At 65.0% G+C, this 12,423-nt stretch carries 12 protein-coding genes; all 12 read left to right on the plus strand.

Annotation, left to right across the window (positions count from 1 at the left end; translation table 11 throughout):
• The first annotated feature begins 186 nt into the window (after nt 1-186).
• The 12 genes from QRQ56_RS10860 (at nt 187) to QRQ56_RS10915 (ending at nt 12,229) form a co-directional block, all read left to right on the plus strand.
• Nucleotides 187-1,080 carry an NAD(P)-dependent oxidoreductase gene (locus QRQ56_RS10860; RefSeq protein WP_438739702.1) on the plus strand — a complete coding sequence of 298 codons (894 nt, stop codon included), beginning with the start codon at nt 187-189 and terminating at the stop codon, nt 1,078-1,080.
• 28 nt (nt 1,081-1,108) lie between these two features.
• A complete protein-coding gene (locus tag QRQ56_RS10865; RefSeq protein ID WP_438739704.1) occupies nt 1,109-2,503 on the plus strand; it encodes an MmgE/PrpD family protein in 1,395 nt (464 codons plus the stop codon).
• Between the two features lie 79 nt (nt 2,504-2,582).
• Entirely contained in the window at nt 2,583-3,518 is a 936-nt protein-coding gene (locus tag QRQ56_RS10870) for a branched-chain amino acid ABC transporter permease (RefSeq protein WP_438739705.1), read from the plus strand.
• A 2-nt stretch (nt 3,519-3,520) separates the two neighbouring features.
• Nucleotides 3,521-5,293 (plus strand): branched-chain amino acid ABC transporter ATP-binding protein/permease, encoded by a 1,773-nt coding sequence (locus tag QRQ56_RS10875; protein WP_438740155.1) that lies wholly within the window; start codon nt 3,521-3,523, stop codon nt 5,291-5,293.
• Nucleotides 5,280-5,987, plus strand: a complete 708-nt coding sequence (locus QRQ56_RS10880; protein ID WP_438739707.1) for an ABC transporter ATP-binding protein — start codon at nt 5,280-5,282, stop codon at nt 5,985-5,987. Before QRQ56_RS10875 ends, QRQ56_RS10880 begins: the two co-directional genes overlap by 14 nt.
• A 34-nt stretch (nt 5,988-6,021) precedes the next feature.
• The gene (locus QRQ56_RS10885; protein WP_438739708.1) at nt 6,022-7,257 is read left to right on the plus strand and encodes an ABC transporter substrate-binding protein; all 1,236 of its coding nucleotides are present in this window, start codon (nt 6,022-6,024) and stop codon (nt 7,255-7,257) included.
• A 33-nt stretch (nt 7,258-7,290) separates the two neighbouring features.
• A complete protein-coding gene (locus tag QRQ56_RS10890) occupies nt 7,291-8,529 on the plus strand; it encodes an ABC transporter substrate-binding protein (RefSeq protein ID WP_438739709.1) in 1,239 nt (412 codons plus the stop codon).
• A gap of 27 nt (nt 8,530-8,556) precedes the next feature.
• Nucleotides 8,557-8,937 carry a carboxymuconolactone decarboxylase family protein gene (locus QRQ56_RS10895; protein WP_014496467.1) on the plus strand — a complete coding sequence of 127 codons (381 nt, stop codon included), beginning with the start codon at nt 8,557-8,559 and terminating at the stop codon, nt 8,935-8,937.
• A 4-nt stretch (nt 8,938-8,941) separates the two neighbouring features.
• Complete coding sequence (locus QRQ56_RS10900) at nt 8,942-9,724, plus strand: SDR family oxidoreductase (protein ID WP_438739711.1); 783 nt, start codon at nt 8,942-8,944, stop codon at nt 9,722-9,724.
• Nucleotides 9,725-9,748: 24 nt separating this feature from the next.
• The gene (locus QRQ56_RS10905; RefSeq protein WP_438739713.1) at nt 9,749-10,489 is read left to right on the plus strand and encodes an SDR family oxidoreductase; all 741 of its coding nucleotides are present in this window, start codon (nt 9,749-9,751) and stop codon (nt 10,487-10,489) included.
• Nucleotides 10,490-10,512: 23 nt separating this feature from the next.
• Nucleotides 10,513-11,229 (plus strand): GntR family transcriptional regulator, encoded by a 717-nt coding sequence (locus QRQ56_RS10910; protein WP_438739714.1) that lies wholly within the window; start codon nt 10,513-10,515, stop codon nt 11,227-11,229.
• A 25-nt stretch (nt 11,230-11,254) separates the two neighbouring features.
• On the plus strand, nt 11,255-12,229 hold the full coding sequence (locus QRQ56_RS10915; RefSeq protein WP_438739715.1) for a tripartite tricarboxylate transporter substrate-binding protein: 975 nt from the start codon (nt 11,255-11,257) through the stop codon (nt 12,227-12,229).
• The last annotated feature ends 194 nt before the right edge of the window (nt 12,230-12,423 follow it).

Below are 12,423 nucleotides of genomic sequence, written 5' to 3' on the forward strand. Positions count from 1 at the left end.
GCGGCAAACTGTCGACCCCAAATGTTATGCTTGACAGCTTGTCTGACAATCATAACAATCCGCCCCGCTGGCGCGGAATCCCGCAGCCACGACGACGGCGGCCGACAAGGCCGGCCGGCGATGAATACTGACCAACGAGATCAAGAAAGCGCGCCCGCCTCGGGATCGCGCGACAGGGAGTAGACGATGGCGGGAGAGATCCTCGGCGTAATCGGCACGGGTCGCATGGGCGGCCCCATGGCGGGGCGATTGATCGACGCGGGCTACTCGCTCGTCGTCTATGACACGCAGGCCGAGGCAACGCAGCCGCTGGTCAAGCGCGGTGCGCAACTCGCAAAGTCGCCCGCCGACGTCGCCTCGCGCGCCGACATCGTGCTCGCCAGCCTGCCGACACCCGACATCGTCAAGGCCGTCACGCTCGGCCAGGATGGTATCAGCAGCGGCAATCGCGCCAAGATCGTGATTGATCTCTCCACCTCGGGTCCCGGCACGGCGAAGTTCGTCGCGGAAGGCCTGAAGGCCAAGGGAATGACTCTCGTCGATGCGCCCGTGAGCGGCGGCATCAAGGGCGCAGTCAACGGCACGCTGGCGGTGATGGTGTCCTGCCCGCAGGCGACCTACGAGACCATCCAGCCAATCCTGAAGACTTTCGGCAAGCTGTTCTACACCGGCGACAAGCCCGGCGTGGCCCAGACCGCCAAGCTCGCCAACAATCTGATGGCCGCGGCGGCGCTCGTCATCACCTCGGAAGCGGTCGCGATGGGCGTCAAGGGCGGCGTCAACGCGAAGGTGCTGATCGACATCATCAATGCCAGCAGCGGCCGCAACAGCGCGTCCGAGGACAAATTCCCCCGCGCGGTGCTGCCCGGCACGTTCGATTTCGGCTTCACCACCGGCCTTTCGTACAAGGACGTACGGCTGTGCGTCGACGAAGCCGAAGCCATGGGCGTGCCGATGGTCTGCGGCGCGGTGGTGCGGCAGATGCTCGCGATCACCAACGCCAAATATGGCGCCTCGTCCGACTTCACCTCGATCGCCAAGGTGCTCGAGGAATGGGCCGGCGTGGAAATGCGCGGCTGAGCGCGAACGATCAGGGAGAGCGATTGCGATGACGATCGGCCCGACCGGATCAGGCAAGGTGTCGCTCTCGCGCCAGATGGCGCGGAGCGTGCTTGCGCTTGAGCTCGGTGATTTCGGGCCGGAGGTCGTGACGAAAGCCAAGCTCTGCCTGCTCGATTTCCTGTCCTGCGCGTTCGAAGCCGGCCAGCATCCCTGGAGCCGGCAGGCCATTGCGATCGCACAAGATCGCGGCAGCGCCACGATCATCGGAACACCGCAACTCTCCTCACCCGCCGACGCTGCCTTTGCCAATGCGGTGATGGGACACGGTCTCGTTCGCGAGGACATGCACGCGGCCAGCATCGCGCACCACGGCGTGGTGATCTGGCCGACATTGCTTGCGCTGTCTGAACAGGCGGCGCTCCACGGGACGAAGCTGCTCACCGCCGCCATCGTCGGCTACGAGACCGGCGCGCGGATCGGCCGCGCGCTGATGACGTCCGATCTCGCACGCCTTCATCGCCCGACCGGCCTCGTGGCCCCTTTGGGCGCGGCGCTGGCCGGTAGTTTCGCCCTTGGCCTCTCCGAGGATCAAGCGACCAGCGCCATCGCGATCGCGGCCAATACGTCGAGCGGGCTGAACGAATGGCCGCACGCCGGCGGCTCCGACATGTATTTCCATCCGGGCTTTGCCGCCAGCAATGCGATCAAGGCGGTCGGTCTTGCCGCGGCCGGCGCGTTCGGCTCGGAGACGATCCTCGAAGGCGAAGCCGGCCTGTTCGCCGCCTATCGCCGCCAGGCCGCGCCCGACAGCATCACGCTGTTCCCCAATGGCGAGTGCGAGATCATGGCCGTCTACAACAAGCCGGTCCCCGCCTGCAATTTCGCGCAGACCGCAGCTCAAGCCGCGCTTCGCGTCTCGAATGAACTCGCCAACCCCGATGAGATCGACCGCGTCGTCATTCGCGCGCCAGACGCCGCCGTGCGCTATCCCGGCTGCGACTCCATGGGCCCCTTTCGTAACGCGCTGCAGGCCAAGATGAGTATTCCTTTCAGCGTCGCCGCCACGCTGGCGCGGGGCGAGATCGAGGAAGACAATTATGCCGAGCTCGATGATGCAGATATCATTCGCCTCGTCTCGGTGACTGACCTCAAGGCCGATCCCGGCTTCACCGCTGCCTTCCCCGGCAAGCAAGGCGCGGACGTGACCGTGCATCTGCGCAGCGGACGGACGATCCGGCACGCCCTGCCCGACGTCATCGCAGCAACGCCATCAGATATTCGCGCGCGTTTCCGTACGGCAGCTGGCCGCGTCCTCGGTGAGGACCGCGCGCACCGGCTCGAGCAATCGATCGATCACTGCGAACAGCTCGGCAATGCCGGCGACATCGCAGCACAATGCCGCCTGGACAAGGCGGAACGGGTTTTACGATCGGCATCATAAGAAGTGCCGGAGACGATGGGGGAAACATGGTCGGTTTGGAGACCAGCTTAGGTTCGTCGGCCGCGCGGAGGCACGGCTGATGGAGGGATTTCTGCAAGCGCTCGCCGCGGGCCTCTTGATCGGCGCCGTCTACGGCCTGATGTGCGTCGGGCTCGGCCTGATCTTCGGCGTCATGCGCGTCATCAACTTCGCCCATGGCGATTTCATGATGCTCGGCATGTACACCGCGTTCTATCTCTTCACTGCCGCCGGCGTGCAGGCGGTGTTCGGCAATACGGTCGGGCCGTTCGTCGCCATCATCCTGGCCGGGCCCGTGCTTGCCGTGTTCGGCTATTTCGTCCACCGGACGCTGATCTCGCACGTCTCTGGTACGCGCACCGCCTCGCTCGAAGGCGACGGCCATTACGCCCAGCTCATCCTCACTCTCGGTATCGCGCTGATTCTGCAGAATGGCGGATTGATCGTGTTCGGCTCGGTGCTGGCCTCGATCCGCACGCCGCTGTCGAGCTCGGCCTGGGAGCTTGGCCCGTTCTTCGACATGAGCATCTTCCTCAACAAGGCGCGCAGCATCGATATGGTGGTCTCGCTCGCCATCATGATCCTGCTCTCGCTGCTGATCACGCGCACCCGGATCGGCAAGTCGTTGCGCGCTGCCGCGGACAATCCGACCGCCGCGACCTATATGGGAATCGATGTCGACCGGGCGCACCGCACCGCCTTCGCGCTCGGCTGCGGTATCACCGCGATCGCCGGCGGCCTGCTCGCCACCAACTATCCGTTCCATCCCTTCGTCGGCCTCGAATACGTCATCGTCATGTATGCCGGCGTCGTGCTCGGCGGCATGGGCAGCATCATCGGCGCGTTCTGGGGCGGCATGACGATCGGCCTGGTGCAGCAGATGTCGACGCTGATCCTGCCGACGCAGTTGCAGAACGCCGCGATTTTCGCCGTCTTCCTCCTCATCATCTTCTTCCGTCCGCAAGGCTTCTTCGGACGCATGGTCGAGAGGACGTGACCATGTTCCGGATGCGCTCCTTTCTGCCACCCCTGCTCTTCACGCTCGCCTATGCAGGCATTTCGCTCGGCGTCACCAACTCCTATTACCAGCTGATCCTGACGCTGGTGCCGGTGTGGGCGGTATTCGGCCTGTCCTGGAACCTGCTCAGCGGCTACACCGGGCTGATCTCCTTCGGCCACGCCGCCTTCTTCGGGATCGGCGCCTATGCGACCGCGCTCGGGCAGATCTATTTCAACATCTCGCCCTGGCTGCTGATCCCCGTCGCCGCCATGCTCGGCGGCATCGCCGGGCTCCTGATCGGATTTCCGACCTTCCGCCTGCAGGGCCACTACTTTGCCCTCGCAATGCTCGCCTATCCGCTGGCCATTCTCTACGTGTTCGAGTGGCTCGGCTTCCAGGAGGTGACGCTTCCGATCAAGCGCGACGCGCCGATCGCCTTCATGCAATTCACCGACCCCCACCTCTACACGCTGCTGGGGCTTGCACTCATGCTCGCCACGATCGTGCTGACGCAGGTCATCGAGCGCTCGCGCTTCGGCATGGCGCTGCTCGCGATCAAGCAGAACGAGGCCGCGGCCGAAGCCGCCGGCATCAACACGCTGGCCTGGAAGCTGCGCGCGATCACGCTGAGCGGCGCGATCGCCGCGGCCATCGGCGGCTTCTACGCACAAGTGCTGCTGGTCGTGACCCCGGCGTCCGTGTTCGGCATGCTGGTGTCGGCGCAGGCGCTGACGGTTGCGATGTTCGGCGGCGTCGGCACGGTCTGGGGTCCCGTCATCGGCTCGGTGATCCTGATCCCGCTCGCCGAGATCCTGCATGCCGAGGCCGGCGCGCGCATCCCCGGCATCCAGGGCGTCATCTTCGGCATTGCCATCGTCTGCGTCATCCTGCTGGCGCCGGAAGGGCTGTTCTGGAAGCTGCGTGACGTTCTACGCAAGCGGACTGCGACCAAGGCGACCGCCAGCGACACGCCGGAAGCAACCGCCGCCAATGTCACGGCGCTCAAGCCCGTCGGGCGGCAGCGTGCAGCCACTGGCGACGTCGTGCTCGAGGTCCGTAATCTCTCCCGCTCCTTCGGCGGCCTCAAGGCGGTGCAGGATGTCAGCTTCAAGCTGCATCAGAACGAGATCCTCGGCATCATCGGCCCCAACGGCGCCGGCAAGACCACGCTGTTCAACCTCCTCAACGGCTTCTTGAAGCCGAGCCAGGGCGAGGTTCTGATCGACGGACGCAACATGTCCGGCCAGCGACCCCACGTGATCTGCGAGGCCGGGATCGGTCGCACCTTCCAGGTGATGCGGCCGTTCCTGCGCATGTCGATCCTCGACAATGTCGTCGTCGGCGCCTATGTGCGCGCCCGCACCGACGACCAAGCGTGCCAATTCGCGGCCGATGCCGTCGCCCGCGTCGGGCTCTCCGCGGTCGCGAACCGCGTCGCCGGCGAGCTCTCGACCAAGGAGCTGCGGCTGATGGAGCTCGCGCGCGCGATCGCCGGCCAGCCGCGCATCCTGCTGCTCGACGAGACGCTTGCGGGCCTCGGCCATGGCGAGGCGGACGAGGTCGTTGCCGTGATCCAGCAGCTGGCGCGCGACGGCATGACCATCGCCATCATCGAGCACACCATGCAGGCGATGGTCCGCCTCGTCGACCGCTTTCTCGTGCTCGACCACGGCGCCGTCATCACCGAGGGACTGCCGGAAGTGGTGACGCGCGACAACCGCGTGATCGAGGCCTATCTCGGCAAGAAGTGGGCTGGCCATGCTGCAAATTGAAGGATTGAGCGCGGGCTACTCCGCAAAGCCCGTCCTGAACGACGTCTCGATCAATGTCGGCGCCGGCCAGTTCGTCGCGATCGTCGGGCCTAACGGCGCCGGCAAGACCACGTTGTTCAAGACCATCTCCGGCATCGTGAAGCCGAGCGGCGGAAGGATCACTTTCAACGGCGTCGATCTCCTCGCCGTGCCGCCGCCGCAGCGCGCTCATCTTGGCATCGCCCACGTGCCCGAGGGGCGCCAGGTTTTTCCGTCCCTGACCGTGATGGAGAACCTCGAAATGGGCGCGATGACCGAGAGCGGCCGGCGCGACTGGCAGGCCAATATCGAGCGCATCTTCGAATGGTTGCCGGTTCTGAAGGAGCGCCGCGATCAGTTCGCGGGCACAATGTCTGGCGGCCAGCAACAGATGCTCGCGATCGGCCGAGGGCTGGCCTCCTCGCCCAAGCTGCTGATGCTCGATGAACCTTCGATGGGACTTGCACCGTCGACCGCCGACTTCATCTTCGAACGCCTGATCGAGATCCGCCGACAGTCCGGGCTGACCATGCTGCTGGTCGAGCAGCGTGTCGCGGAGGCGCTCGAGTCCGCCGACCACGGCTATGTCCTCGAAGCCGGACACGTCGTGCTCGAAGGCAACAACGACACGCTGCGCGCGGATGACCGTGTGCGCAAAGCCTATCTCGGCATGTGACCAACATAAAAACAAAGACCAGGGAGCAAACATAATGAACAAGACAACCAAGGGTCTCTCGCGCCGGACTGTGCTGTCCGGCGCCGCCGCTGTCGGCCTCGCCGGCGTGGCACGCGCGCAGGCACCGGCTGAAGTGAAAGTCGGACTGATCGTCCCGCTGTCGGGCATTTACACCCGCCCCGGCCAGGTCATGAAGATGGGCGCCGAGATGGGCATCGAGCACATCAACGCGCAGGGCGGCATCAAGGCACTCGGCGGCGCCAAGCTGAAGCTCGTCGTGATCGACTGCGGCGACACCACCGAGAAGGCCAAGAACGCGGCGCAGCGCATGGTGGCGCAGGAGCCCGATCTGGTTGCCGCGACCGGCTCTTACCTTTCCTCCTTCACGCTCGCCGTGACCGAGGTGACCGAGCGCGCCGAACTGCCGATGTTGACGCTGTCCTATTCAGATCTCCTCACCGACCGCGGCTTCAAATACATCTTCCAGACCGCCGCGACCGCGAGCCGCCAGTCCGAGCTCGGCCTGCCGACGCTGATGAAGCTCGCCGAGAAGGCCTCCGGCAAGCGGCCGAAGACCGTGGCGATGCTGATGGACAACACCGCCACTTCAGTCGCCACCGCCAAGGCGCTGAAGGAGAAGCTGTTCGCGCAGGAAGGCCTTCAGCTCGTCGTCGAGGAAGTCTGGACCCCGCCGCTGTCGGATGCGACGCCGCTGATCCAGAAGGTCCGCTCGGCCAAGCCCGACCTGCTGCTGTTCATGCCGAACGCGGTCTCGGACGCCAAGCTCGGTCTGGAGAAGATCAGCGAGTTCGGTCTCGGCCAGGGCAAGATCCCGACCGTGTCCTTCAGCATCACCATCGCGGAGCCCGACATGCTCCAGAGCGTGAGCCCCGAGATCGTGCAGGGCATCATGACCATCGTCGCCAGCTGGGGCGCGAAGGGACACGAAGCCCTGATCGCCGAGCTCAAGGCCAAGTACAAGGAGCCGTGGGCGACGCAGAACGTCATCTCCACCTACGGCGACATGTGGGTGATGAAGGAAGCGCTCGAGAAGGCCGGCAAGGCCGACAAGAACGCGGTCGCGCAGGCGCTGCGGACGCTGGATGCCGGCGACTCCAAATATTACCCGGGTGGTCAGCTCAAGTTCGACGAGAAGGGCCGTCGCGTCGGCGCCGGCGTCGTCATCGTGCAATGGCAATCGGGCGTGCCTGTCACCGTCTATCCGCCCGAGCTCGCGCAGGCGGAGCCATTCTGGCCGAAGAAGCCTTAAGCGTCGCGCGATTTTTCAGGGAGGAGATTTGTCATGACTGCAAAGAGCAAGTTTACGATCTCGCGGCGCACATTGCTTGCCGGCGCCTCCGGCACGCTGATCGCATCCCGCGCCGGCTGGGCGCAGCAACCTGCCGAGGTCAAGGTCGGCCTGCTGGTGCCGATTTCCGGCCTGTACGCCCGACCCGGCACGGTGATGCGCGAAGGCGCCGAGATGGCGGTCGATCACATCAACGCGCAAGGCGGCGTCAAGGCGCTCGGCGGCGCCAAGCTGAAGCTCGTCGTGCTCGATTCCGGCGATACCACGGAGAAGGCCAAGAACGCGGCCCAGCGCATGGTCGCGCAGGAGACCGATCTGGTTGCGGCCAGCGGTGCATATCTGTCCTCGTTCACGCTCGCGGTGACCGAGGTGACCGAGCGCGCCAACCTGCCCATGCTCACCCTCTCCTACTCCGATCTCATCACCGAGCGCGGCTTCAAATACGTATTCCAGACTGCAGCCACCGCCGGTTCGCAAGCCAAACAGGCGTTGCCCCAGCTCATCAAGCTGGCGGAAACCGCGTCCGGCAAGCGGCCGAAGACGGTCGCGATCCTAACCGACAACACCGGCGCCTCGATCGCCTCCGCCAAGGCGATGCGCGAAGGCCTGCTGGCGGAGAACCAGCTGCAGCTGGTCGTCGACGAGACGTTCACGCCGCCGCTGGCCGATGCAACGTCGCTGGTGCAGAAGGTCCGCTCGGCCAAGCCTGACCTGCTGTTCTTCCTGCCGACGGTGATCTCTGACGCCAAGCTGCTGCTCGAGAAGATGAACGAGTTTGGCCTCGGCCAGGGCAAGATACCGACCATTTCGTTCGGCATCGCCATCGCCGAGCCGGACATGCTGCAGACCGTCAGCCCCGAATTGCTTCAGGGCGTGCTGACCTGCGTCGCGAGCTGGGGCGCCAAGGGGCACGAGGCGCTGATCGCCGAATTGAAGACCCGCTACAAGGAGCCGTGGATGACGCAGAACGCGATCTCCACCTATGGCGACATGTGGGTGATCAAGGACGCGCTGGAGAAGGCCGGCAAGGCTGATCGCGTCGCCGTTGGCGAGGCGCTGCGCACCATGGATGGCGGTCCCTCGAAATATTACCCGCTCGGTGAGATCAAGTTCGACGAGAAGGGCCGCCGCGTCGGCGCTGGCATGACCATCGTGCAGTGGCAGACCGGCGTACCCGTCACCGTGTTCCCGCCAGAACTCGCGCTGTCAAAGCCGTTCTGGCCGAAAAGCTGACAACGCCTCAAGATAACGGAGAACAACATGGACAAGGCGACTTACGACCGCGGCCTCGAAATCCGCAAGAGCGTGCTCGGCAACGAGTTCGTCGACAAGGCGATCGCATCTGCCGACGAGTTCAATCGCCCGATGCAGGACCTCACGACGGAATATTGCTGGGGCTACGTCTGGGGCCGCGACGGCCTCACGCGCAAGACCCGCAGCTTCCTCAACCTCGCGATGCTCTGCGCCCTTAACCGCCCGCATGAGCTGAAGACCCACGTCCGCGGCGCGCTCGCCAATGGCGCCACCAAGGAGGAGATCCGAGAGGTCTTCATGCAGGTCGCGATCTATTGCGGCGTGCCGGCCGGTGTGGATGCGTTCCGCAACGCGAAGGAAGTCTTCGCCGAGCTCGACAAGAAGTAACGGAGTGGTAGCTGCGATGAAGGGCAAATGGGCACTCGTGACCGGCGCGACCGCGGGCCTTGGCTTGGCCATCGCGGAAGGCCTTGCCGGCGCGGGCGCCAACATCATCCTTCACGATCTCGTCGCACCGAAGCAGGCCGCGGAAAATTTGCGCGCCCGCTTCGGCGTCGAGGTCATCGCGGCCGGCGTCGATCTCGCCAAACGCGAGGCGATCGAAGCCATGATGGCCGATCTGCTCGACCGCTGCGGCACGATCGACATTCTGGTCAATAATGCCGTTGTCAGGCACTTCTCCGCCGTCGAGCAGTTTCCGCCCGAGAAGTGGGAGCAGGCGCTGGCCGTCAACCTGTCGGCGCCATTCCATCTGATCCGCCTGGCGCTGCCGGCGATGAAGCAGCGGGGCTGGGGCCGGATCATCAATCTGGGCTCGATCTATTCGAGCCGCGCCGTCGAAGATCGCATCGACTACGTCACCACCAAGACCGCGATCCTGGGTATCACCCGCGCGGTCGCCATCGAGACTGCGCGCAGCGGCATCACCTGCAACACGCTCTGCCCGGGCACGCTGCCGACCCCTGCCATCCTAAACAAGATCGCCGGCATTGCCGAGAACAATGGCCGTGCCGTCGAGGACGTGACCCGCGACTATCTGGGCGAGCGCCAGCCGACACAACGGTTCGTCGAGATGAATGCCGTCGCCGCCATGGTGGTCTTTCTCTGCGGCCCTGCCGCAAACGACATCACCGGAACCAGCCTGCCGATCGACGGCGGCTGGTCGGTGGCATGAGGACAAAGGAATGGGAGTGCTGCGATGACTGAACAATCGGGCCAGACCGTCGTGCTGACGGGCGCCGCCGGCGGCATGGGACGCGCCATCACCAAGGCGCTGCTGGAGAGCGGCCGCCGCGTCGTTCTGGTCGACCGCGATGCCAAGGCGCTTCAAGAACTGGCGGCGACGGGCGGCGACGCCGTATTTCCGATCCAGCTGGACATCAGCGATGCCAAGGCCGTCGATGGCCTGCCGGACGCCATTCCCGGTCACTTCAAGCCGGTCGACGTGCTCATCAACAACGCCGGCCACGATATCGGCGGACGGACCCGCTTCGACATCGGCTCTGCCGACGACTGGTCCAACATCATCCAGACCAATCTGATCGGCCTGATGCGCGTCACCCGCGCGATGCTTCCCGGCATGGTCCAGCGTAACAGCGGCCATGTCGTCAATATCAGCTCCATCAACGCCGTCCGGATCGTGCCTGACATGGCGGCCTACAGCACCAGCAAGGCCGGCGTGCACATGTTCACCGAGACCCTCCGGGGCGAGCTGGCGGAGACCGCCATCCGGGTCACCGAGCTCCAGCCCGGCCTGACCCGCACCAACATCATCCTGACCCGCTACCGCGGCGATACCCAGAAGGAAAAGGACTATTTCGACCAGTTCAGGATGGCGCTGGATCCGGCCGATATCGCCCGCTCGATCGTCTTCGCCCTTGACCAGCCAGCCCACGTTCAAATTGCCGAAATGATGATTCTGCCTGTAAACCGGTACTGAGTTTTCCCGAACAGGACCCGGACATGGAAAGACGTAGCGAATTGCAGTCGACACTCCGCATCGAGGACGTCCCGACCGTCCGAGCGATGGTCGCGCAAAAGCTGCGCGAGGCGATCATGTCCGGAACGCTCAAACCGGGGCAGCGGCTGGTCGAGCGCGAGCTCTGCGAGATGATGGGCGTCAGCCGCCCCTCGATCCGCGAAGCGTTGCGGGCGCTCGAGGCCGACGGGCTGGTCAACATCGTCCCGCACCGCGGCCCCGTGGTCTCCACCATCAGCCTGGAAGAGGCCCGGCAGCTTTACGCCGCGCGGGCGGTGCTCGAAGGATATGCCGGCCGCGAATGCGCCCGGCTGAACGACCCCGAGGTGGCACGCCGGATCGGCGACGCCCTCACCCGGCTGAAGGCGGCTGCGGCCAGGCAGGATCTGGTCGGCTGCCTCGAAGCCAAAACCGACTTCTACGGCGCGCTGATCGGCGGCTGCCGCAACGCCTTCATCGAGCGCATGCTCAAGCCGCTCCACGACCGCATTCAGCTGTTGCGGATCACCTCGATGTCGCAGCCGAAGCGGATCAACAAAAGCCTGCGCGAGGTCACCGCGATCTGGCGCGCGATCCAGAGCGGCGATGCGGACCTCGCCGAGCGCTGCTGCGTCGACCACATCAACGCGGCCGCCGTGGCCGCACTCGACATGATCGAGAAATCGTCGGCGGCCAAGGAGGCGGCGCCTTCCGACGACTAAGAACAATGCCGCCAGGGAGTGCTCGATGAAGTCTGTCGTACGATCGCTGATCCTGTTGCTTCTGCTTACCCCCTGCGGCACCGCATTCGCGGACGACTACCCCTCCCGCCCGATCACGATGATCGTGCCCTTCTCCGCCGGCGGCCCCGGCGACGTCATCGCGCGCATTCTCGGCAACGCGATGAGCGCAACGCTGAAGCAGTCCATCGTCATCGAGAACGTCGTCGGCGCCGGCGGCACGCTCGGCACCAACCGCGTCGCCAAGGCTGCACCTGACGGCTACACCGTGCTGCTGATGCATGTCGGCCAGGCCACCGCGCCGGCGCTCTACGCAAAACTACCCTTCGACCCGGTCGGCGACTTCGCCATGATCGGGCTCGTCACTGACGTGCCGATGATCCTGGTGGCAAGGCCGAACTTTCCGGCCAAAGATCTCAACGAGATGATCGCGCTGATCCGCGGCGCGGGCGACAAGATGACCTTCGGCAATGTCGGGCTCGGTTCGGCCTCCCAGCTCTGCGGCCTGATGTTCATGAGCTCCACCGATACGAAACTCACACCGATCTACTACAAGGGCGGCGGGCCTGCGCTGAACGACGTCATCGCCGGCCATATTGACGTCTATTGCGATCCTGCGACCGGGCCGACGCCGTACATCCAGTCGAAAACGATCAAGGGCTATGCCATCACCAGCAAGGCGCGTGTCGCGACGCTGCCGGACGTGCCGACTTCCGCCGAAGCCGGCGTTCCCGAATTCAACGTCACGACCTGGTACGGCCTCTATGCGCCACGCGGCACGGCGAAGCCGGTCGTCGACCATCTCGTCAACGCGCTGCAGACGGCACTGAAAGATCCGGCCCTCATCAGCCGCTTCACTGAACTCAGCATGGCGCCGGTCGAGCCAGAGCGCGCAACGCCGGAGGCGCTCGAGACGTTCCTGAAGGCCGAGATCGGCAAGTGGGGACGGATCATCAAGGCGGCCGGCATCGAACCGCAATAACGCGACATCGGCAGAAGTGGCGGGCCCTGCTTAGCTCGGCAGGCGCTGCTGTGTCCCGCAATCGACACTTCCGCGGTGACGCCTACTGCACCGCGGAACGATTTGCGACGCACCATTCAAAATGAGACTGCCCGTTAAGCCGCGCATGGCCGCGACGCACGCGCTGCATCCGAGTTCGGTTAGCCTCCATCTCA

This window comes from Bradyrhizobium sp. U531 (assembly GCF_051710265.1).
Lineage (GTDB): Bacteria > Pseudomonadota > Alphaproteobacteria > Rhizobiales > Xanthobacteraceae > Bradyrhizobium.

Coding starts and splice junctions, on each gene's coding strand:
- QRQ56_RS10860 (WP_438739702.1), top strand. CDS start 187: ATGGCGGGAGAGATCCTCGGCGTAATCGGCACGGGTCGCATGGGCGGC.
- QRQ56_RS10865 (WP_438739704.1), top strand. CDS start 1,109: ATGACGATCGGCCCGACCGGATCAGGCAAGGTGTCGCTCTCGCGCCAG.
- QRQ56_RS10870 (WP_438739705.1), top strand. CDS start 2,583: ATGGAGGGATTTCTGCAAGCGCTCGCCGCGGGCCTCTTGATCGGCGCC.
- QRQ56_RS10875 (WP_438740155.1), top strand. CDS start 3,521: ATGTTCCGGATGCGCTCCTTTCTGCCACCCCTGCTCTTCACGCTCGCC.
- QRQ56_RS10880 (WP_438739707.1), top strand. CDS start 5,280: ATGCTGCAAATTGAAGGATTGAGCGCGGGCTACTCCGCAAAGCCCGTC.
- QRQ56_RS10885 (WP_438739708.1), top strand. CDS start 6,022: ATGAACAAGACAACCAAGGGTCTCTCGCGCCGGACTGTGCTGTCCGGC.
- QRQ56_RS10890 (WP_438739709.1), top strand. CDS start 7,291: ATGACTGCAAAGAGCAAGTTTACGATCTCGCGGCGCACATTGCTTGCC.
- QRQ56_RS10895 (WP_014496467.1), top strand. CDS start 8,557: ATGGACAAGGCGACTTACGACCGCGGCCTCGAAATCCGCAAGAGCGTG.
- QRQ56_RS10905 (WP_438739713.1), top strand. CDS start 9,749: ATGACTGAACAATCGGGCCAGACCGTCGTGCTGACGGGCGCCGCCGGC.
- QRQ56_RS10910 (WP_438739714.1), top strand. CDS start 10,513: ATGGAAAGACGTAGCGAATTGCAGTCGACACTCCGCATCGAGGACGTC.
- QRQ56_RS10915 (WP_438739715.1), top strand. CDS start 11,255: ATGAAGTCTGTCGTACGATCGCTGATCCTGTTGCTTCTGCTTACCCCC.